This window comes from Vibrio sp. AK197, from assembly GCF_053903115.1.
The window spans coordinates 12,449-33,152 of record NZ_CP096429.1; the positions used below are offsets into that span (position 1 = coordinate 12,449).

At 44.5% G+C, this 20,704-nt stretch carries 19 protein-coding genes and 1 pseudogene; 13 read left to right on the forward strand and 7 right to left on the reverse strand.

The features are described from left to right. Window positions 1-121 precede the first annotated feature (121 nt). The 4 genes from glgB (at window position 122) to M1D72_RS00065 (ending at window position 6,019) form a co-directional block, all read left to right on the forward strand. On the forward strand, window positions 122-2,299 hold the full coding sequence (gene glgB / locus M1D72_RS00050; RefSeq protein ID WP_456295072.1) for a 1,4-alpha-glucan branching protein GlgB: 2,178 nt from the start codon (window positions 122-124) through the stop codon (window positions 2,297-2,299). Between the two features lie 662 nt (window positions 2,300-2,961). Beyond that, window positions 2,962-3,681 carry a GDSL-type esterase/lipase family protein gene (locus M1D72_RS00055; protein WP_456295073.1) on the forward strand — a complete coding sequence of 240 codons (720 nt, stop codon included), beginning with the start codon at window positions 2,962-2,964 and terminating at the stop codon, window positions 3,679-3,681. A gap of 5 nt (window positions 3,682-3,686) precedes the next feature. Beyond that, window positions 3,687-5,519, forward strand: a complete 1,833-nt coding sequence (locus M1D72_RS00060) for an acyltransferase family protein (RefSeq protein ID WP_456295074.1) — start codon at window positions 3,687-3,689, stop codon at window positions 5,517-5,519. A 107-nt stretch (window positions 5,520-5,626) separates the two neighbouring features. Beyond that, window positions 5,627-6,019, forward strand: coding sequence for an MAPEG family protein (locus tag M1D72_RS00065; protein WP_456295075.1), 393 nt, complete (start codon window positions 5,627-5,629; stop codon window positions 6,017-6,019). 64 nt (window positions 6,020-6,083) lie between these two features. Here M1D72_RS00065 and M1D72_RS00070 read toward each other — a convergent pair whose 3' ends face one another. Then, window positions 6,084-7,040 carry an AEC family transporter gene (locus M1D72_RS00070; protein WP_390192574.1) on the reverse strand — a complete coding sequence of 319 codons (957 nt, stop codon included), beginning with the start codon at window positions 7,038-7,040 and terminating at the stop codon, window positions 6,084-6,086. A 133-nt stretch (window positions 7,041-7,173) separates the two neighbouring features. On the opposite strand from M1D72_RS00070, the gene M1D72_RS00075 reads away from it, so the two are divergent. From M1D72_RS00075 to M1D72_RS00100, 6 genes and pseudogenes are all read left to right on the forward strand, one after another. Continuing rightward, on the forward strand, window positions 7,174-7,770 hold the full coding sequence (locus M1D72_RS00075; protein WP_456295076.1) for a TetR/AcrR family transcriptional regulator: 597 nt from the start codon (window positions 7,174-7,176) through the stop codon (window positions 7,768-7,770). An 84-nt stretch (window positions 7,771-7,854) separates the two neighbouring features. Continuing rightward, window positions 7,855-8,706 carry an alpha/beta hydrolase gene (locus M1D72_RS00080; RefSeq protein ID WP_456295077.1) on the forward strand — a complete coding sequence of 284 codons (852 nt, stop codon included), beginning with the start codon at window positions 7,855-7,857 and terminating at the stop codon, window positions 8,704-8,706. A gap of 180 nt (window positions 8,707-8,886) precedes the next feature. Then, window positions 8,887-10,275: an SLC13 family permease gene (locus M1D72_RS00085; RefSeq protein ID WP_456295078.1), complete on the forward strand. Its 1,389-nt coding sequence runs from the start codon at window positions 8,887-8,889 to the stop codon at window positions 10,273-10,275. 167 nt (window positions 10,276-10,442) lie between these two features. Then, entirely contained in the window at window positions 10,443-11,390 is a 948-nt protein-coding gene (locus M1D72_RS00090; protein ID WP_390192587.1) for a M23 family metallopeptidase, read from the forward strand. A gap of 14 nt (window positions 11,391-11,404) precedes the next feature. Further along, window positions 11,405-11,704: pseudogene (locus tag M1D72_RS00095) on the forward strand (bactofilin family protein); the annotation flags it as partial. A gap of 345 nt (window positions 11,705-12,049) precedes the next feature. Beyond that, on the forward strand, window positions 12,050-12,313 hold the full coding sequence (locus tag M1D72_RS00100) for a DUF3081 domain-containing protein (RefSeq protein ID WP_390192590.1): 264 nt from the start codon (window positions 12,050-12,052) through the stop codon (window positions 12,311-12,313). 96 nt (window positions 12,314-12,409) lie between these two features. Here M1D72_RS00100 and M1D72_RS00105 read toward each other — a convergent pair whose 3' ends face one another. Continuing rightward, complete coding sequence (locus M1D72_RS00105) at window positions 12,410-12,766, reverse strand: DUF413 domain-containing protein (protein ID WP_390192593.1); 357 nt, start codon at window positions 12,764-12,766, stop codon at window positions 12,410-12,412. 139 nt (window positions 12,767-12,905) lie between these two features. On the opposite strand from M1D72_RS00105, the gene M1D72_RS00110 reads away from it, so the two are divergent. Continuing rightward, the gene (locus tag M1D72_RS00110; protein ID WP_390192596.1) at window positions 12,906-13,790 is read left to right on the forward strand and encodes a LysR family transcriptional regulator; all 885 of its coding nucleotides are present in this window, start codon (window positions 12,906-12,908) and stop codon (window positions 13,788-13,790) included. A gap of 82 nt (window positions 13,791-13,872) precedes the next feature. On the opposite strand, the gene M1D72_RS00115 is transcribed toward M1D72_RS00110, so the two are convergent. From M1D72_RS00115 to M1D72_RS00125, 3 genes are all read right to left on the reverse strand, one after another. Beyond that, window positions 13,873-14,310: a DoxX family protein gene (locus M1D72_RS00115; protein ID WP_390192600.1), complete on the reverse strand. Its 438-nt coding sequence runs from the start codon at window positions 14,308-14,310 to the stop codon at window positions 13,873-13,875. Between the two features lie 338 nt (window positions 14,311-14,648). Next, window positions 14,649-15,230 (reverse strand): FMN-dependent NADH-azoreductase, encoded by a 582-nt coding sequence (locus tag M1D72_RS00120; protein WP_456295079.1) that lies wholly within the window; start codon window positions 15,228-15,230, stop codon window positions 14,649-14,651. 163 nt (window positions 15,231-15,393) lie between these two features. After that, window positions 15,394-15,594, reverse strand: a complete 201-nt coding sequence (locus M1D72_RS00125; protein WP_390192607.1) for a hypothetical protein — start codon at window positions 15,592-15,594, stop codon at window positions 15,394-15,396. A 159-nt stretch (window positions 15,595-15,753) separates the two neighbouring features. Between M1D72_RS00125 and M1D72_RS00130 the strand changes: the two genes are divergently transcribed. Beyond that, the gene (locus tag M1D72_RS00130) at window positions 15,754-17,124 is read left to right on the forward strand and encodes an AlkA N-terminal domain-containing protein (RefSeq protein ID WP_456295080.1); all 1,371 of its coding nucleotides are present in this window, start codon (window positions 15,754-15,756) and stop codon (window positions 17,122-17,124) included. Next, window positions 17,121-17,600, forward strand: coding sequence for a methylated-DNA--[protein]-cysteine S-methyltransferase (locus M1D72_RS00135; RefSeq protein WP_456295081.1), 480 nt, complete (start codon window positions 17,121-17,123; stop codon window positions 17,598-17,600). The genes M1D72_RS00130 and M1D72_RS00135 overlap by 4 nt, the downstream gene beginning before the upstream one ends. 55 nt (window positions 17,601-17,655) lie before the next feature. On the opposite strand, the gene nhaD is transcribed toward M1D72_RS00135, so the two are convergent. Continuing rightward, window positions 17,656-19,095, reverse strand: a complete 1,440-nt coding sequence (nhaD, locus tag M1D72_RS00140) for a sodium:proton antiporter NhaD (RefSeq protein ID WP_456295082.1) — start codon at window positions 19,093-19,095, stop codon at window positions 17,656-17,658. Between the two features lie 172 nt (window positions 19,096-19,267). Next, window positions 19,268-20,572: a dicarboxylate/amino acid:cation symporter gene (locus M1D72_RS00145; protein WP_390192620.1), complete on the reverse strand. Its 1,305-nt coding sequence runs from the start codon at window positions 20,570-20,572 to the stop codon at window positions 19,268-19,270. Window positions 20,573-20,704 lie beyond the last annotated feature (132 nt).

The following is a 20,704-nucleotide window of genomic DNA, read 5'->3' on the forward strand; positions in this document are numbered from 1 at the left end:
TTGGTCACTCTCAATTAGGATTGAATTCGCTACACTTTAATAACGCGACAAGCCCGCATTTTGCGGGCTTTTTACTCTTTCGCTTACGTCAAACTGAGACAGTTCGGTTAGGGAGAATCAGTTGATTAGCAAAACAAAAACCAAAGTGTCCAAAATTCATGACCAGCTTTCACGTGCGTCGTTTTCTGACCCTTTTGCCTTTTTGGGGCCATTTTTAGACTCCGAGCATATCCTGCGAGTATGGATGCCTGGAGCGAAAGGCGTATCTGTACTTATTGACGATTACGCGCCATTACCGATGACGCGTGAAGGGGACTCCGCCTTTGTTCTTGCTGAAGGTCCCGATTTAACGCTTACTCATTACCGGCTTTTAGTTGACTGGGGGGAGACAGAGCAGGAAATCGATGATCCATACCAGTATCACAATATCTATGCTGAGTATGAAGATTTGCATACACCAAAAACCATGTATCACCACATGGGGGCGCAGTTCATGACGCTAGAGCGTGGTGGACAACAAATTTCCGGTATTCGATTTTTGGTTTATGCGCCACATGCTGCTGCGTGTAGCTTGATCGGCCATTTTAACCAGTGGGATGGACGCCGATTGCCGATGCAGCGTTTGGATTACGGAATATGGGGAATTTTTGTTCCCCATCTTGAGCCAGGAACGCAGTACAAATATGAAATCAAGGGGCCAAATGGTGAGGGCTTACCGCATAAAGCCGACCCCTGGGGAAGCTACGCTGAGCAATATCCCTCTTTCGCGTCTATTGCTTATGATCACCAACGATATCAATGGCAAGATGCGCAGTGGCAATCTCGCCCGGTGACTGAAAAGCGCAAGCAAGCGTTATCGTTTTATGAGTTGCATCCGGGGTCTTGGAAGCGCAATGACCAAGGCGAATTTCTTAACTATCGTCAACTGGCTGATGCATTGGTCCCGTATTTGGTTGACATGGAGTACACACACGTCGAACTCATGCCCGTTGCGGAGCATCCGTTTTACGGCTCTTGGGGTTATCAGCCGGTTGGGTTGTTCGCACCCACCAGTCGCTATGGGACGCCGGATGATTTCAAATATTTTGTTGATCAGTGCCATCAAGCTGGTATCGGTGTGGTGCTTGATTGGGTACCTGCTCATTTTCCTGCGGATGGTCACGGGTTGGCTAACTTTGATGGCACGCCATTATTCCATGATCCTGATCCGCGTCGTGGGTGGCATCAGGACTGGAACTCCTACATTTACGATCTTGGCAGAGAGCACGTTAGGCGCTTCTTAGTCTCCAATGCTTTGTATTGGTTCGAAATGTTCCATATCGATGGCTTACGTGTCGATGCCGTCGCCTCAATGTTGTATCTCGATTACTCTCGCAGTCATGACCAATGGGTTCCTAATATCGATGGTGGTAACGAAAATTATGATGCCATCGCGATGTTTAAGTGGATGAACGAAGAAGTGTACAAGTGGTTCCCAAATGCGATGACTATTGCTGAAGAGTCCACCGCGTATCCTGGAGTGTCGGCGCCTACGTTTGTCGGTGGTTTAGGCTTTGGTTTCAAATGGAATATGGGTTGGATGCACGATAGTTTATCGTACATAAAAGAAGACCCTGTTCATCGTAAATATCACCACAACACCATCACCTTTCCTCTGATATATGCACATAGTGAAAACTATGTCTTATCTCTCTCCCATGACGAAGTCGTTTATGGTAAAGCCTCAATTTTGGACAAAATGCCAGGGGATGAATGGCAAAAAACAGCCAATGCTCGGGCCTACTATGGCTACATGTATGGTCAACCGGGGAAAAAGCTTAACTTCATGGGGGCCGAGATTGGCCAAACTGCGGAGTGGAATCATGATGACCAACTGCAGTGGTTTTTACTCCAATTTGAGCGTCATCAAGGCATCCAACATTTGATCAAAGATCTCAACCATTTGTATTGCAATGAGAAAGCCTTGTATGAACTTGACTGTGAACCAAGAGGTTTTGAGTGGCGATTGCAAGATGCCGCTGATGCAAGTGTACTTGCCCATGAACGCTTAAGTGATCAGGGAGAACGTATTTTGGTCGTGACTAATTTTACGCCTGTTCCTCACGAACGGTTTCGTTTGGGTGTGCCATTGAAAGGGGATTATCAGCTTCTACTCAATACGGACGACAAACGTTACCACGGAAGCGATTTTGGTGTTGTGAGTAACGCAAAAACAGAGTCGATAGCCAGTGAGGGCTTAGGGCAATCTATTGAGATTGTGCTACCGCCATTAGCCACGCTGTTTTATAAGTTCAGTTAATCGTTATGATGATATCGCGTTACTATTTATAGTGTAAATAGCCAGTGAGGGCTTAGGGCAATCTATTGAGATTGTGCTACCGCCATTAGCCACGCTGTTTTATAAGTTCAGTTAATCGTTATGATGATATCGCGTTACTATTTATAGTGTAAATTGCTGGGTACTTATAAACCATTCTCAACACGGTATAAACAAAGTTTATACCGTGTTTTTTATTGCCTTACGTTTGAAGCCGGGCAGGCTGTTACCTGAAAACATTTGGCATAAAGGTTGACTGCAACGCTAAACGTTGCATTTTCCCTTGCTGGTTTCTCCTTCACTTTTGTGTTGTCTTCATACCATCACAGAAAGGATATTTATGGTCGTAGGGATAGGACTACAAATGTTAAGCCCCTGTCTTGTAAAGATATTTGATATTTAAGACTCAGTCTCTTTGACGAATTTTGATGACGTTTTACATCCAGAATTTGGATTGTTAGAGGCGTATGACCTTTATGTTTGTTGTCCAACAAATAAGACAGTCAATTGGTTTTAAAGCGTGATCAGACCTTGTAAAGTTAAAGTCAGATCGAGTTGTTTGGTCAATTTAAAGTAAATTTGGATGACTAATTAGCATATAAAAATTTAGTCAGTAAACGTTTGAACTCTATTTAAATTCATTTATGCGCTTTAGTCCCATAAAAATTATTGCCTTATTAGTACTTTTAGTGGGCATCTATGGTGTCGCCTCTTGGGCATATGTCCTGCCGGGGTTTCACTATGCTCAAGCCGAGTTAAGACGTTTGTATCATGGTGATTCTTACGAGACTCAACACTATCAAAAAAGGATGGAGAGCTTTTCTAAACGTAAAGATGAAATAGCGGCTTCGGATGTCCTTTTTGTTGGTGACAGTATTACTGAGGGTTTTGATTTAGATAAATATGTCAAACATCCAAATGTCATCAATTTAGGAATATCTGGTGATACATCATTAGGTGTCATTAATCGAATTGATTTATTGAAAAACAAAAAAAATGCCATTGTTTTTCTAATGATAGGTGTGAATGACCTAGGAATGAACGTGTCTATCAATAATATTGAGGATAATATTATACATATTATTGATTACTTGAAAGATAACGGCTCATTTATAGTGATTCAATCTGTTTTGTTAACGGATGGCAGAAAACGTGATAACCATAAAATATTTCTTCTTAATCAAAAAATAAGCCAATTATCTAAACAAAGGGGAATTGCTTATTTAGATCTGAATCCTTTTATGGTGAAGAACGGTAAGTTAAACCCCGAGTTTACTTATGATGGTCTTCATTTAAATGAAGATGGTTATAACGCTTGGGCGTACGCAATAAACGTATTTTTAAATGCGATGATCAAGGGATAAGTTAGTTGAAAGCGAAAAATTACCGCCCGGATATAGATGGACTAAGAGCGATAGCTGTACTCTCCGTCGTCCTATTTCATATCGAGCCTTCCTACTTAAGCGGCGGATTCTTAGGTGTCGATATATTCTTTGTTATCTCAGGCTTTTTGATCACTGGGATTATCTATAGAGAAAAGCTAGACAACACATTTAGTTTTGCTAACTTCTATGTGCGCCGTGCCAAGCGTATTTTACCGCCACTATTTCTTTTATTAATTTTAGTTTTAGTGATCGGTTACTTTATTTCGCTTCCTTATGAATACTATAAGGTTGGGATATCGACGTTAAGTGTGTTGGCGTTTGCATCAAATATGCAGTATGCGCTGAGAACCGGTGACTACTTTTCTAACGATTCTTCAGAGTGGCCTTTGTTACATACTTGGTCATTGGCGGTAGAAGAGCAATATTACTTTACGTTCCCAATTACGTTATTTCTTTTAATTAAATTCTTTGATAATCGTAAGTTTATTATTCTTTTCGCACTTTGTATTGCAAGTTTCATTTTGGCTGAATACATGTCGCGAACGCCATCGTTGCAATCTGTCAGCTACTACCTACTATTTACACGTTTTGGCGAAATGTTGGTGGGGTCGTTATTGGCGCTGTTGTCTGTCAGTGGTAAATTGCCCCGTTTTCGCTCAAATGGGTTGGCGCTGGCCGCGTTGCTGGTGGTTGCTGCACTCATGGCTTTTATCAATGAGTCGTTTCCTTTCCCTGGGTTTGTTGCACTCGCCATCTGTTTACCGATAGCGGTGTTGATCAACAGTGAAAACACTATTGCTAACAAGATATTGGCGAACCGTGTCTTCGTGTTTATCGGCTTAATTTCATACTCTTTATATTTGTTCCACTGGCCGATTTTGGCCTATATCCGCTACGTGTTTGATATTAAAGGTGAAGGTTACTCACTTCCGTTCAACCTTCAAATAATGGCGGTTGCGGCAATGGCGATCTTGAGTTTGGGTTCCTTCTTCTTGATTGAACGCCCATTACGCCGATTTAAATTAAAACCGATTTATGTGGGCGCGTTCTACTTTTTGATTCCGACGCTGCTTCTGGGCTCTGTGGCTGGTTATGTGGTTTACAACAAAGGGCTACCTCAACGGTTGTCGACCAGCGATGTGAATGCCGATTTCCAGTACAGTCACATCGACAAGAATAAATGCCCAGATCTTGTGAATTTGGGTTGTGAAGGCGGACGCACGGATAGTCAGAAGAAGATCGTATTCTTTGGTAATAGTCACGCAGAGCATTACTTTGAATACGTTTCAACGCTCGCGAACAAATACGATTATGACGTGAAACTCTATGCTTCAGGTGGCTGTGGCATGGGTGGTGCGCGTGACTCTCAAAAATGCCAAGTGGTACGAGAGGCGTTTGATAAAGTGAGTGAGTCTGCGGATCTTATCTTTATTGCATTCCGCTGGGATAAACGAAGAAGTGGGCTTGCCGATCTGGTATCGAGTTTGGTCAAACAAGGTAAGCGAGTTGTGGTACTAGCGCAGCCGCCACTGCTCACGGTCAATCCTGCTAAGATCAGCAACTGTATTCGCCTTGGCGTGAATTGTGACCAAGATGTATCGGTCAGCGACCAGTACCCCAAGTACAATGAGTTGGTCAAAAATATCGCAGTAAGTAATGGCGCTGAGTTTTTAGACCCTTACGCTTATGTTCCGGATTTTAAAACTTACCGTGATGGTGACATTCTTTACTATTCCGACGATGACCACTTATCGGTTTATGGTGCGAAATGGCTTGCTCAATTGTATGAAAATGCAGGCGCTTCCATTTTTCAATAGATGACATATTGTTCACTCGTCATTTGGACTACATTGAAAGGACCTCTTAGAGGTCCTTTTTTACGGTCGATTTATCGCAGGTCAGCACGATCCTGATAGGAGAAACAATGGTTACTGCTTTTTATAGTGCTTTACTTGGGCTTTGGATGGTGAGCTTATCGGTTTTGGTGATCAAGCAGCGTAAAAGCCATTTGGTCTCATTAGGTGATGGTGGGGTCGATGAATTGCAAAAAGCGCGGAGTGCGCAAGGTAATGCGGTGGAATATATCCCCATCACGTTAATCTTGATGTTGCTGCTAGAGTATCACGGAGGTCCACACTGGCTGCTACACGGCGCTGGCGTTTTATTCTGTGTTGGGCGAGTCGCTCACGCCAAAGCAATACTGTCGGGTACATTCAAATGGCGAGTCAGTAGCATGGCATTGACTTTTCTTGTTATTTTAGGCCTCGCGGTAGGGAATTTGGTGTATTTACCCTACCAACAAATTTTTACTATGTGAGTAACGATATTGAGTAACTAAAAAAGCGAGCATTGAGCTCGCTTTTTTATTGTTTAAAGGGGAGTTAAATTAATTGCCAACTCGACAGCAAGAAAATTCCCAGTGTACAACTGAACAGCGAGCAAACGGTCGTCAGGGCGATAATGTTAGCGGCTAAGGTTGAATTGCCGCCCATTGCTCGAGCCATAACATAACTGGCGGCAGCAGCTGGAGAGGCGCTCATTAAAAAGACCAACGCCAGTTCAACATCCCGGTAGCCAAGTAATACCGCGCCAATGGTAATCAGCAAAGGGCATAGGATGAGCTTGAGCGAAGTGGCAAACCAAGTGGAATTTTTTTCATGCTTGAGCGAGCCGATATCGAGCGAGCCGCCCGTGCATAGAAGCGCTAAAGGCAGCGTCATGTTGGCAAAGTATTGGCCTGCATCGAGCACGATATTTGGCACTGGAATTGACGCAAAATAGAAAATCATACCAATAATAATCGCAATAATGAGCGGGTTCTTGGTTAAGGTTTTGATGATAACGCCTAAAGCATCTTTACCTGAGTTTTCACTTTTGGGGCTTAAACAGATAACCGCTTGAATATTGTATAGCAGAGTCATGGAGGCGACATACACCGCAGCTAATGCAACACCAGAGTCGCCATAGGCGTTGGCCACGTAAGCCAGCCCGATAATCGCGGTATTGGCGCGAAAACCACCTTGTATAATTACCCCCTGGTCCTTGGGATCAGGAAATAAACGCTTGGTCGCAAAAGTGGATAACAGAAAAAATAAAATGTTGGCGATTAAGCCATAACCAATGAGTGGAGCACTGGACATAAAATCATGATTTGACTTTATAATGCTCAGAAACAATAACGCTGGCAATGTGACTTTAAACACCAGTTTTGAGGCGATGTCGATAAAGTTTTCATTAATCACATTGGTACGTTTGAGTATCACCCCAAGTAGCAGCATTAAGCATATTGGCCCGGTGATCGACGCAGAGAACACCAACTGGTCAAGCATATCTGCCATATTAACTCCTTGATTTTAATCCTTTCTTAAGCAGCTCTCCATTGTGCGCCTAATCTTCTGTGAAATAAATTAATTTTACAAAAAAGAACGGTCGTGCTAATAATGACTGGTCAATGATTCATAGAGAATATCAATGAGTAAAGGGCGTATGACTCGCGAGTATATCTTGGCTCAAGCGTTTGAATTAGCGAGTGTTAACGGCTTAGAGAGCTTGACCATAGGTAGCCTTGCTAAACATTGTGGGCTGTCCAAAAGTGGTCTGTTTGCGCATTTTAATTCCAAACAAAACCTTCAAGTCGCACTGTTGGATCATGCTCATCAGGTATTTGCTCTTCGCGTGATTGAGCCTGCTCGTGAATTGAGTGATCAGCGTATTGAACTCAAATTAAAAGCGTTGCTGGAAAACTGGCTAAGCTGGAATGACTCATTTCAAGGCAGTTGCATGTTTCTCGATGCTTGGAAAGAAATGCATGGTGAACTTGGCCCAGCGCAGCAAGGGCTTAAGAAAATCATCGCAACTTGGATTGATTATTTAGTGATTCAGATAGAAAAAGGTCAGCAGCAAGGTGAATTTTGTTCACAGCTGGATGCTCGTCAGGCTGCATTCGAACTTTATGGTCTCTACTTAAGTGCTCATCTGTTTTATTCGATTCAAGGAAAACAGCAGAGCGATATCCATTTTTGGCAAGGTGTCGAGCGTTTACTTGCCAGTTGGAAAGTGACTGGCTAATCACAGGGCGAACACATTCGCCTTTTTATTTGGGTCAAAAAAGCACGACCGTTCTTTTTATAACCTTCGGCTTAGGAAATCACCATGAGTGACAAAATTTATTTTAATACTTCGAACAAGTTCAGTTTTAAGCGCAGTTTAGTTAGTGTAAGCACTCGCTTACATCATGCTGTTGCTCCGAAGCATGCAGAAAACTTAGCCAGAAAGCTGCTGTTAACCCCAGTAAGAAGTAAACCGAAAAATGCACAGCCTCAAGGGTTGATTAAACGTGAGCTCAAGACATCAGAGGGGACACTGCAAACCTATCAGTTAGGCGAAGGCCCGGTTTGGGTACTGACGCATGGCTGGTCGGGCACGGCAAATCAATTTATGCCGTTGATGGAACATATTGCGAGTCAGGGGTATACCGCACTGGCTTATGATCACCCTGCCCACGGGGAGAGTGAAGGCGTCTATGGGCATATTCCAGGTTTCGTTCGTGGGCTTGAAGCTGTGCTCGATAACTGCGGTGATGTGGCGGGCATTATTGGACACAGCATGGGAACGGCAGCGGCACTGGAATGTCATCATCAAAAATTACTGAATTGCCCCATGTTACTGATTGCGCCAGTACTGGATTACTTAGACAACCTGTTTTCGAGTTTGAAGCGTTCAGGTTATTCAATGAAGCTATTTAATGCCGTGGCGCTGGAGTTAGAAAAGGAATATCACTATCCGCTGCACTCCATTGACCCTTATACCAAGCTATGTAACCGCACGAGCCGCACATTTATCGTTCATGATCAGGATGATAAGTTTGCGCGTTTCGCTGTGTCGCAAAAAGCGGCCAATGAAATCGATAACGTCACCTTGATTGCAACGCAAGGACAAGGACATGGACGAATCATGAAAAGCGATTTCGTTATGCAAGCGTTTAACGTATTAGCTCAAGAGTAATTCTTGGGTTTATATCGGATATCATTCGATAGATTAGTTTAATAATTCCATTGTTATCAGTGTGTTAATTTTATATCCATGTTTATGATAAGGGTAACAAAATTGCAATGATTATTATCGGTGAGTGACAACATGTGGGATCATATCGTTGCTACACAGCCCCTACAAGGAAGCATAATAATGAATAGAAACGATAGTGTCCCTTTGCCCACGAACACCCGAGAATGGTTTTTTCACCGTAACAGTTTGATTGTCCTTGCGGATATCATGCTGTTTTTAATCCTCTATTTTACTCTCCCATTTGACTCTAATGTCGTACTTGGACTGAGCATACTCGTCTTTGTGGCGGTTTTATGGCTGACCGAGGCTCTGCACGTTACCGTGACTGCGATATTGGTCCCGGTGCTGGCGGTTGCCCTCGGCGTGTTTGATACTCAAACCGCACTTAACAACTTTGCCAATTCGATTATTTTTCTGTTTTTGGGGGGCTTCGCCTTAGCGGCCGCGATGCATAAGCAAGGTCTTGATCGCGTCATTGCCGACAAAGTGCTGTTGATGGCTCAAGGTAAGATGAGTGTCGCGGTTTTCATGTTGTTTGGTGTGACGGCCTTTCTATCCATGTGGATAAGTAATACCGCGACAACGGCAATGATGTTGCCCTTGGTGTTAGGGGTTTTGAGTAAAGTCAATGAAGAGAGTGGGCATAAAACTTATGTCTTTGTGTTACTTGGTATTGCTTACAGTGCCAGTATTGGTGGTATCGCGACGATGGTCGGCAGCCCTCCGAATGCCATAGCGGCAGCGGAAGTTGGGCTAACCTTTACCGATTGGATGTCGTTTGGTATTCCGACGACATTGATTATGTTGCCTGTCGCACTGGTGGTGCTGTTTTTGCTCGTCAAACCCGACTTAAACGGCAAATTCGAATTGAATCGAGAGGCGGTCGATTGGGATAAAGGGAAAGTGGTGACTTTGGCTATTTTCTCGCTTACCGTCTTTCTTTGGATATTCAGCAAACCGATCAACGCTATGATCGGCGGCTATGCCAAGTTCGATACCTTGATTGCACTGGGGGCGATCATTGCAGTTAGTTTTGCTCGAGTGGTGCATTGGAAAGATATCGAGAAAACCGCGGACTGGGGTGTATTGCTGCTGTTTGGTGGTGGTATTTGCTTAAGCAACGTCCTGAAAGAGACCGGTACAAGTCTCTTCTTGGCAAACATGCTGAGTGATTTAATTGCGCATTTCGGTTTAATTTTGATCATCGCGGTGATCGCCTTTTTCGTGGTATTTCTGACCGAGTTCGCCAGTAACACCGCAAGCGCAGCCTTGCTGATTCCTGTGTTTGCGACGGTGGCCGAAGCGTTTGGGTTATCTCCTGTGGTGTTATCGGTATTAATTGCTGTAGCGGCATCTTGTGCGTTTATGTTGCCAGTGGCCACACCACCCAATGCGATTGTTTTTGGCTCGGGGCATATTAAGCAGAGTGAAATGCTGAGAGTCGGGCTAGTATTAAATTTAGTTTGTGGTGTGGTATTGACCTTCATCGCTATGACATTTTGGGCGTAACGACCAAAAATTAGCAATATTAAGGATCAAAGGGAGGCTTCAAGCCTCCCTTTTTTTGATTGAGAGCTTGATCCACTTTATGCGGTAAATAGTACTACGAAAAGCTAGCGTTTACGGCTTTTCTTGATAGTATCCGCTTTAGTGGTTTAGCTGAACTAAAGAATTAAATGAAAGAAACGCTCGTTATTTCCGTTTCGTCCATTAGTGGCACGAGACACTTTCATGTAAGCAAAATGCTTCGCAAGTGCCTTAAAGGCGCTGGTATTCTTACGTTTGCAGCAATCTGTACAACTGGCGGTACCATCTATTATCTTAAAGACGAAGTGGACTTTGCTAAACTTAAGCAGCATGAGTTGGAACGTAAGTCCTCCACGCTGACCGAAGAGTTAGGATCACTTCGCGATCTCAAGCTCAATTTGGAAAGTGATCTGCTGGAGCGCGAAGAGAGGATCAACTTAGTGTCGGATCGTCTCGGAGAATTGGAAAAGGTACTTGGGATGGAAGATACCGAAGGGGAAAGCCGTTTAGAGACGCGTCTCGATACCGCTGCCATTACCTCCTCGGTTCGTATGCAAATGTTAACTCAGATTCCAAGTGGGCCACCGGTTGTCAATGCGCGCACGTCGTCTGGATATGGGTCTCGTATCCATCCGGTAACTGGTAAGCGGAAAATGCACCGAGGTCAAGATTTTGCAGTCAATATTGGTACGCCAGTATATGCCCCTGCAGATGGTGTGGTAGAAGTAGTTAGACCAAGTAATAAAGGTTCTGGTAACTTCCTACGAGTTCAGCACTCATACGGTTTTTCCAGCTCCTTTCTGCACCTTAGTAAGTTTAAAGTGCAGACAGGAGAGTTTGTTAAAAAAGGCGATCTTATAGCGTATTCCGGTAACAGTGGCTTGTCCTCTGGTCCGCACCTTCATTACGAGATTCGCTTTGTAGGTAGAGCGTTAGACCCCAAGCCGTTCATTAACTGGGGCGTCAATGACTTTGAATCAATATTTAGTAGCGTAAGAGGTATCCGATGGGAATCTTTAGTAGACAAGGTGGAGTTACGAGTCAGCAATCAGCTACAACTCTCATCACAAAAGGTTGCTTTGTCACCGGGGAGCTAAAGCTCGAAAGCGATATTCAGATTGACGGTATTATTGACGGACAGATCCACGTCAGTAAGACATTAGTGGTCAGTGAATCGGGCCAGGTGAAAGGTGATATTTTTGCTTCAAAAGTTGTGATCAACGGCATTTTTGAAGGCAATTGCAGTGCAGATAAGATTGAGATCTTAGCCAAGGGTCGCGTGAGTGGGACGATTTACACCGACGATCTTAGCATTGAGCAAGGCGGTAAATTTAATGGTGTAACCCATCCGGCAAAGTCTAAAGACAAGGCGCCGGAACATGTGGTGGATCTCAAACCGGCCGCTGCTGCGACACCTTCGAATTCTTCAGCACCCGTAAACTCAAGCAAAGAGTCTACGAATAACGTGAAAGCGCCGACCAAGCCGGTCACGGAAGTAAAAAAACAAGCGACAGCGAAAGGTTAATCTCCCTTTCCATCCGAACCTCAGCGTTAAAAAGGAGCCTTCAAGGCTCCTTTTGCTTTTATGACCGATGATCTTCTTATCATCATTAGCCTGCAACTTGGGATCTATCACTCCACGTCTTATGCGTTAACATTGTGTAAATTGGTTGTTGATTTGGTTGCACTATGTGGCAAAAACTGATTGTATGCTCAATACTTTAAATGATTTTTTCATCATTGATGAGGAGTGAAAATGAAAAATGATCTCGAACCGACCAAAGTATTACTGGCTTATGAGAAGGTCATGAAATATGGCACTCCCACTGAGCATGGTAAACGTTATGAGGGAATTGAAGCGCTATCGGATTATGATGGTTATACCGTGTATATGAAAGGTAATGGTGTGGAGTTGAAGTTGGGGTTCCACAACACATATCACCTTGATTATGAACAAGAAAGGCTCAAAGAAGAGTTTGTAAAAAAAGTCGCGGCTTTAGCCAAACAAGACCAAGAGTAACCAAGCCGCTTTTTCAGCGAATTATCGCAAAGCGGCTTGAATATCAATAAAGTGTCGAGCGTGTGGCTCGACACTCAAATCATTTTCGAGGTTGGGTTAGTCTTCTTCGACTAGGCTTTCGTCCTCTGAGTAATCTTCGCTCGCGTCTGGTTTACTGCGACCGTTTAAGGTATGAAAACGCTTGCGACCACGAGCCAGTTGTGTGTACTTCAACCAAGTTCTTTCCAGTTTGGTTTTCGCTTTACCCGGGTTTTCAACCACTTTAATAAAATGCTTTTCTTCGCTATTGTCGGGTTCAAGTTGACCAGACTCTAGAGCCAGCATAGTATCACCATAAGTAACGAGAATTTCCTCTTCGTTAAGAGTGAAATCCCCTGACTTTGCAAAACCTCTTGGGAATTTTACATTGTCGTAAAATCGTTTTTTGCCTGGACGAAATTCTAAGTCAGACATGTCACAGCCTCTATATCTGTATAAATGATTCATTGCGAAAATTAGGCGTAAATTCGACAAAAGAAAAACAAATTTTTTTTATCGTCATGATAATTGTTGCTTATTGTTATGACGGTTTTATGGCCAAGGAAAAAAGGGAATGGACGTAAAAGTCTTCAGAACATTCTTAGAGTTAGCGAAAGTTCGCCATTTTGGTCGAGCTGCAGAAAATTTGTATATAACCCAAGCGGCAGTGAGCGCCCGAATTAAGCAGCTTGAGAGCTACTTTGATACTCAGCTTTTTCTACGCGATAGAAACAATATCAAGCTCACATCGTCAGGTGAGCGTCTTGTTAGTTACGCTGAAGTGATGGTCACGACCTTACAGCAGGCAAAGTTTGAGTTGTCGATGGAAAACGGCAAAGCCCTGCAGTTAACCATGGGTGGCACACCGAATGTATGGGATTCCTACCTGCAAAACTGTTTAAGCGTTGTTACCAGCGCGTTTAGTGGTTATGGCTTTATGGCAGAAGTCATGAGCCGAGAATCGCTGATTCGCAGCTTGCAAGAGCGCACGCTGGACATGGCGTTTGCGTTTGACCAGATCAAAGCAGATGAATTGCATTGTAAAAAGGTGGCGGATACGGTGTTGACGTTAGTTTCCACTAAGCCCACTGATGTTGACTCTGTGTTTGAACAACAATACGTGTATGTTGACTGGGGCACGCGCTTTTCTTCGGAATACGCCGAGAGGCATCCGAAAGTCCCTGCACCTTATTTACGTACCTCTACAGCCCGTATCGCGCTTGATTTTATTCTCGAAAAGGGGGGCAGTGCTTATTTACCTATCTCTCTGGTTGAACCGTTTATTCGCCGTGGGCAGTTGCATCAAGTTGATGGTGTGGAAGATTGGAGTAGGCCGATCTATTTGAGTTATCGCAAAGCAAGTACCTCTGTCGAGGCAATTAAGCAGGTTGAAGAATTAGTGAAAGATATCGATCCGCTGACAGCGTACAGCTTGCAAAAATTAGCAGAAACAAACTAGTTAATTGATTAACGTTAAATAAGACGAATAAAAAAGCCTCGGCAATATGTCGAGGCTTTTTATTCGTTTTTATCTTGTTGGGTTATTTACGGCTGATGATTTCGTCAGCAGAAACTTTACCCGCGCCAGAAAATGCAAGCGATACGCTGATTGCTAACAGCGCAAGAGCATATTCGTAGCCGTTATTTGACATAAATAGGCCATTTGAGATGTGTACAGAGAGAATGGCCACCAGCATAGTAAACGCTGTTACAACTGCCGCTGGGCGTGTCAATAAACCGATAAGCAACAATAGACCACCAAAGAACTCACCACTACCTGCAAGACCAGCCATCAGAACGCCTGGTTCGATACCGATAGACGCCATCCATTGACCTGTTCCTTCAAGGCCGTAGCCACCAAACCAACCGAATAGTTTTTGAGAACCGTGAGCCATAAAGATGATGCCAGCCGGAATACGTAAAGCCAAAGGGGCAAAGCCAGCCGTTGATGTGGTGATTTTTTTGATTAGAGCGTTCATTGTACTTACCTCAATAAAATGAATATCTGATGTCGAACTGGACGATACCGTTCATGATTTAAAATAAGTTTAGTTCTCTCGATGGACAAGAAACAGCTATCGATATTGATATAGTTGTTCAAAAAATTCGAATGATAATGTTTCGTGGTTTTATTGTCCAAATGGGCACTTAAATGACTGAATAACTAGGTTTGATAAAGGTTAGGCCTAGGTATTTTGAACCTGATTCCAAAGTTTTTATAATATTATATGGATGACTTGAACAAAAAAATTGAGCAATAAAAAAGAGCCATTAAGGCTCTTTTTTATTGTATCTGAGTTGTTTAAAAGCATGGCTTTTAAATCAGAGCTGCTAGCTCTTGTTGCGCTGCTTTGCGAGCAAGATCCGCAGGTTCGTCACCCATGTTTAGGGCTTCTGCAAAGACAAACTCGACGTCAGTGATGCCAATAAAACCAAGTAGGGTTTTTAGATAACCATGAATCGCGTCACGATCGGTATCTTTATGGATACCGCCACGTGTGGTGACAATGATGGCTTTGGTATTTTCCACCAAACCTAGCGGGCCGTTTTCAGTATAAGTGAAGGTAACTCCCGCGCGAGTAATCAAATCAATCCAGTTTTTGAGCTGAGTTGGAATCATGAAGTTATACATTGGCGCACCGATAACCAGAGTATCTGCGGCTTTTAGTTCTGCAACGAGTTGGTTTGAAAGTGTGAGCAATGCTTTTTGTTCATCATTCAGTTCGTCTTCTGAGCCACGCAACGCACTGGCAACGTTTAAATCCAGAATAGGAAGGGTATCAACAGCAAGGTCACGTACTGTGGTGTTGCTGTTTGCTTGAAAAACTTGGTCGATTAATTGGTTTGAACTTGAGTGTTCGCCAAGAATGCTGGATTTAAGAACTAACGTATTGGACATTATTGCCTCATAAAAAATGGATGGAAACAAAGTCGAAATACTTTAGTTAAGTTTGAGTCATAAAGACATACCAAGACATTGAGCGAGATGTTCGAAGTTTTAGAATAGAAAAGGCCGTGATCGTGTTATCACGATGGACACGGCCTCAGAGTTAGGGGCGTTTTTACAAGTTCATCAAGCTTTCTAGCGACTCTTCAAAAGAGAGCTGATAGCTATGCAATTGCTGGCCATCAAGGGCGTCAATCGTCACCTTTTCAATATGATTTTGGCTATATTGTTCGAGTACGCCGAGGGATTGCTCCACAGAGTCGAGTGTCAATACATGATGGTTTTTTAGCACTATAGTGCAAGAGTGAAGTTTCATGCCAACGTCCTGTCTTATTATACTGAGATTAAATCTAGTGTATTAACTCTGAAACATCCAAATTTGTTTTCTATTTTGTCGACTTTGACCTCCGAAAATGGCTAGTCATTGATGTTGATCTCGCTACACTGAGAGCAAATGTAAGTTTGGATAAGTTTTATGGCCTTAGGTGCTGCTAGCCCGTTAACAGAACAAGATTGTCATCATGCTCGTCTTGCGAGAGATTCGCGCTTTGATGGCCGTTTCTATGTTGCGGTGAAAACCACGGGTATTTTCTGTCGGCCAATATGCCCAGCCAATTTACCCAAAGAGCAAAACGTCGAGTACTTTATCGATCAAGCAGAAGCGCTTGAAGCCGGTTATCGGCCTTGCTTGCGTTGTCGTCCTGACAGCGCGCCGGGCTCTTGGGCCTGGAAAGGGACGGAAACGACCTTTCAGCGGGCCATTACGCTTATTGAACAAGGGGCGCTCAGCGGCGGTTCAGTAGATGCTTTAGCTCAGCGGCTTGGCATCAGCGCCCGTTATTTACGCCAACTATTTGAGCGCTACCTATCAATGTCACCTAAGCGCTATGCCCAATACCATCAACTGATGTTCGCGAAACAGCTACTGTTTTCAAGTTCGATGAGTGTAACGGATATTGCTTACGCCAGCGGTTTTAATAGCACGCGCCGCTTTAATGATGCTTTCGCAAAAGGGCTGCAATTGAGTCCAAGCCAGGTACGGCGGCGAGCCCCCGTTCAGGTTGAGAATAGAATTGACCTGAGTTTTCATGGCCCGTTAGATTGGCAAAGAATGTGTGGTTTTTACGCGCTACGTGCGATTCGCGGTATCGAAAATGTGGGAACGGATTATTACCAACGCTACGTTGATATCGATGGCAGTCTTGGCTGGTTTTCTGCTCGGCGCCAGAGCCAGCAAGCTCTGACAATAGAATTTGAGCTGGATGACATTCGCCAACTCAAAGCACTGGTGAGTCGCCTACGAGTGATGTTTGATTTGAATACCGATATTAATGCCGTTGAGCAGCATCTTAATCGAGTGGCTCCTGGCTTAGTGCAGTATTCTGGTATTCGCATTCCCGGGGTCTGGAATGCATGGGAGGCAGGTATTCGTGCTATCTTGGGCCAGCAAGTTTCAGTTAAAGGTGCCATTACCCAGCTTAATCGATTGGTCGCTGGCGTTGCTGGCACGGAAGAGGCCGTCCGCTTTCCGTCAGCGCAGCAGTTGGCGACGTCAGATTTGAGTTTTCTGCCGATACCTTTGAGTCGTAAGCAGACGTTAGTACGCTTTGCTAATTTGTGTCTGACGGACGAAAAAGACGATTTGGATGCCTGGATAGCGCTAAAAGGCATCGGTCCTTGGACGGTTAATTATGCTGCTTTACGTGGGTTGTCTGATCCGAACCGTTTTTTAGATGGCGACCTGATTGTCAAAAAAATGAATGCTTTATTCCCAGATTTAAATCCAAACAGTGCCTCACCTTGGGGCAGCTACGCTACGTTTCATCTTTGGAGTCACAGCCAATGAATGCTTATTGTTCGATGCCAAGCGTGCTTGGTGATATTACGCTACAAGCGAATCACCAAGGGCTACTTGGCGCTTGGTTTGAAGTGCATACGACCCAGCCTGAACAACTCGGTAAGCACGATCCCGAACATACTGTATTGCGAGAGGCTAGACGTCAACTCGAACAATATTTTTTGGGACAACGCCGTGTTTTTGAACTGCCACTTGCTGCCAAAGGGACACCATTTCAGCAACAAGTTTGGCAAGCATTAACCACCATTCCGTACGGACACGTATGGAGCTATCAGCAATTAGCACAGGCTATCGGTAATCCGAAAGCGGTACGAGCGGTTGGTCTAGCTAACGGCAAAAATCCGTTATCAGTGATTGTGCCTTGCCATCGAGTGATTGGAAAAAATGGCAAACTCACTGGTTATGCTGGTGGCGTTGACCGCAAGCAGCAGTTGCTTCGGCTTGAAGGCTATTTGGCACAATAAGGTTATTTAACTCAATCACATAGTAAGTATTCACATCGCTTGAAACACTTAATGATCAACCAAATAGGTGGGCATTCAGCATAAGATGAACACCAATCGCGACCACATAACCGATGGCGATGACAGGCGCCCATCGCAGATGCCCCATAAAGGTATAATTGCCTTTTGATGCGCCCATTAAAGCGACGCCGGCTGCCGAGCCGATAGACAATAAGCTGCCGCCAATTCCTGCTGTCAACGTCACGAGGAGCCAGTTGCCAAGCGCCATATTGGGTTCCATGGTCAGAACGGCAAACATGACCGGAATATTATCCACGATCGCCGACAGTACGCCCACCATGGTATTTGCCCATATCGGGTTCCATTGCAAGTACATCAAATTAGAGATAAGCGATAGGTACCCAAGCAAACTTAAACCGCCGACACTCATGACAACACCATAAAAGAACAGCAGCGTATCCCACTCCGCATGGGATATACGGCGGAAAACGTCAAATGGCACCACAGAACCGAGACGGCGTAGCGCATTCTCATCACCATTGGCGATCGCTAGTGCTTTCTTTCGAGCCAGTGAGCGACTTAGCGTTTTACGTAGGTAGTAGCCAAAAAATTGCAGATAAGCTAAGCCCATCATCATGCCCATGACGGGAGGGAAATGCAGTAGAGCGTGAAAAGCAACGGCGGTGACGATAGTTAATAGAAATAATCCGACGATGCGCCGCGCCCCACGTTTTAATTCCACATGATTATGTTCGACGCGTGGTTTGGCATTAGGAATAAACAGCGACATGATAAACGCAGGCACCAAATAGTTGACGACAGACGGCACAAATAGGGGCATAAAGCCAGAGAAAGGGACATGACCCGCTTGCCATACCATCAGCGTGGTAATATCGCCAAAGGGGCTGAATGCACCGCCAGCGTTGGCTGCGACCACAATATTAATACAAGCAATATTAATAAATTTTGGGTTATCACCCGCGACTTTCATCACCACTGCGCACATCAAAAGTGCGGTAGTGAGGTTATCGGCAATCGGCGAAATAAAAAAGGCCAAAGCGCCCGTTAACCAAAACAGTGAGCGAAAATGAAAGCCTTTACCAATCATCCATGCCTGCAGTGCATCAAATAATCGACGCTCTTCCATGGCGCTGATGTAAGTCATCGCTACCAGTAAAAATAGCAGCAGTTCGGCATACTCAAGTAAATTATCTTTGAGTGCATGTTCCGCAAGCTCAATATTTCCCTGCGCCTGGAACGTAAAGCCAATGATGGCCCAAATGAGCCCTGCGGCTAATAACACCGGCTTGGATTTTCTTAGCTGTAAGTGCTCTTCCATCGTGACCAGTAAGTAGGCAATCAGAAAAATCATGACACATAGATAGCCTGAGGGGCTTTGGGTAAGATCAAGCGACGCCTCATTGGCGGCAAATACTGTACTCGGTACCAGCAAAAACAGGAGCAGTAATGTTGAACGCTGCGAGGAAAAGGGCATGGCAAATACTCCTGAATCGGCTTAGGGCTCAATCAGTGTATGAAGCGCATTTTATGTCTGGTGTGAGATGGGTTGGATCTCGTTGAATTAACGACTTTATTTGCAAGCAGCAATAAAAAACGCCTCGAATGGATCGAGGCGTTAGGTTTACAGTGTAAACAATGAGATTTGCTTAGGCGTCATGTTTCGCCAGCACAATTTCTTCTTCTTTGTGTCCGGCATTTGGATCTTGAAAACGCGCTTCGTCAAGCGCACCTTCTGATTTTGCCACGATCACGGATACACAGTTGTCACCCGTGATATTTACCGCCGTGCGAATCATATCCAGTAGACGGTCAACGCCCATGATCAGCGCGATACCTTCAAGTGGAAGACCAACTTGGTTCAGTACCATTGCCAGCATAACCAGACCAACACCAGGAACACCAGCGGTACCAATCGATGCGAGAGTTGCGGTTAAAATAACAGCAAGGTAGTCACCCATTGATAAGTCGATGTTAAAGGCCTGCGCGATAAACGCCGTCGCCACGCCTTGCATGATGGCGGTTCCGTCCATGTTGACGGTAGCGCCAAGCGGAATAGTGAACGAAGCGATTTTATTATCCACACCCATACGATTTTTCGCAGTTTCCATCGAAACCGGGATGGTTGCATTTGATGATGCTGTTGAGAAGGCAAACATCACCGCATCTTCCATCTTACGGAAAAAGGTCAGTGGGTTGAGACCAGTAAACAGTTTGAACATGATGCCGTAGGTGAACAAGCCGTGCAGAATGAGCGTTCCTGAAAGCACCAAGAAGTATTCGGCCAAATTGGTGATGGCGCTTAATCCAAGGCCAGTGAACAGTTTAGCCATCAAGAAGAAGACACCAAATGGAGCAACATACATCAACATCGCAACCAGTTTCATCAGCACTTCATTTAGATCTGAAAACAGGTTAGCGATACGCTCACCAGACTTTCCAGCTGCGCTGACTGCGACGCCGAATAGAATCGCAAACACTAAAACTTGTAGTGTCTTGCCTTCTGCCATCGCATTGATTGGGTTCGTTGGGAACATGTTTACTAACACTTGGCCCAAAGACGGTGCTTCAGCGGATTGAAACGTACTGGCCGCGGTCAAATCTGCACCGGCTCCGGGTTCGAATAGCGTACCCATGGTTAATGCAAGCGTGATCGCAACGGCAGTTGTTGTAATATAAAACGCCAGCGTTTTACCGCCCATGCGGCCCAAAGTGGACATGTCTTTTAGCGAGCTCACGCCACATACTAATGAAACAAAAATCAGCGGCACCACGAGCATTTTTAAGCTAGCGATAAAAATCTTTCCGCCTACGTCAAACAATCCGTTGACGATATAGGCATCAATAAATCCGTTGTCGGCAAATAAGGTTCGAATGACGAAACCAGTTAAAATGCCGGTAACCATACCGATAATAACGCGTGTGGTTAGTGACATTGGCTTTTTGGTATTCATTTTGAACACTCCTTATAGTTTTCACTTCGCGGTCATTGCGAAGCGTGCAGGAGGTTATCAGGGGTCGCGTGAAACGAGAAAACAAAACCGCTTAATCAGTGTTCTAATGTGATCTTGATCACCATTTATTGT

Bases quoted from the DNA above. Each gene is read 5' to 3' on its own strand.
- M1D72_RS00085 (WP_456295078.1), top strand. From the start codon at position 8,887: ATGAATAGAAACGATAGTGTCCCTTTGCCCACGAACACCCGAGAATGG.
- M1D72_RS00115 (WP_390192600.1), bottom strand. From the start codon at position 14,310: ATGAACGCTCTAATCAAAAAAATCACCACATCAACGGCTGGCTTTGCC.
- M1D72_RS00135 (WP_456295081.1), top strand. From the start codon at position 17,121: ATGAATGCTTATTGTTCGATGCCAAGCGTGCTTGGTGATATTACGCTA.
- M1D72_RS00075 (WP_456295076.1), top strand. From the start codon at position 7,174: ATGAGTAAAGGGCGTATGACTCGCGAGTATATCTTGGCTCAAGCGTTT.
- M1D72_RS00065 (WP_456295075.1), top strand. From the start codon at position 5,627: ATGGTTACTGCTTTTTATAGTGCTTTACTTGGGCTTTGGATGGTGAGC.
- M1D72_RS00055 (WP_456295073.1), top strand. From the start codon at position 2,962: ATGCGCTTTAGTCCCATAAAAATTATTGCCTTATTAGTACTTTTAGTG.
- M1D72_RS00130 (WP_456295080.1), top strand. From the start codon at position 15,754: ATGGCCTTAGGTGCTGCTAGCCCGTTAACAGAACAAGATTGTCATCAT.
- M1D72_RS00105 (WP_390192593.1), bottom strand. From the start codon at position 12,766: ATGTCTGACTTAGAATTTCGTCCAGGCAAAAAACGATTTTACGACAAT.
- M1D72_RS00080 (WP_456295077.1), top strand. From the start codon at position 7,855: ATGAGTGACAAAATTTATTTTAATACTTCGAACAAGTTCAGTTTTAAG.
- M1D72_RS00145 (WP_390192620.1), bottom strand. From the start codon at position 20,572: ATGAATACCAAAAAGCCAATGTCACTAACCACACGCGTTATTATCGGT.
- M1D72_RS00100 (WP_390192590.1), top strand. From the start codon at position 12,050: ATGAAAAATGATCTCGAACCGACCAAAGTATTACTGGCTTATGAGAAG.
- M1D72_RS00120 (WP_456295079.1), bottom strand. From the start codon at position 15,230: ATGTCCAATACGTTAGTTCTTAAATCCAGCATTCTTGGCGAACACTCA.
- M1D72_RS00110 (WP_390192596.1), top strand. From the start codon at position 12,906: ATGGACGTAAAAGTCTTCAGAACATTCTTAGAGTTAGCGAAAGTTCGC.
- nhaD (WP_456295082.1), bottom strand. From the start codon at position 19,095: ATGCCCTTTTCCTCGCAGCGTTCAACATTACTGCTCCTGTTTTTGCTG.
- M1D72_RS00070 (WP_390192574.1), bottom strand. From the start codon at position 7,040: ATGGCAGATATGCTTGACCAGTTGGTGTTCTCTGCGTCGATCACCGGG.
- M1D72_RS00090 (WP_390192587.1), top strand. From the start codon at position 10,443: ATGAAAGAAACGCTCGTTATTTCCGTTTCGTCCATTAGTGGCACGAGA.
- M1D72_RS00125 (WP_390192607.1), bottom strand. From the start codon at position 15,594: ATGAAACTTCACTCTTGCACTATAGTGCTAAAAAACCATCATGTATTG.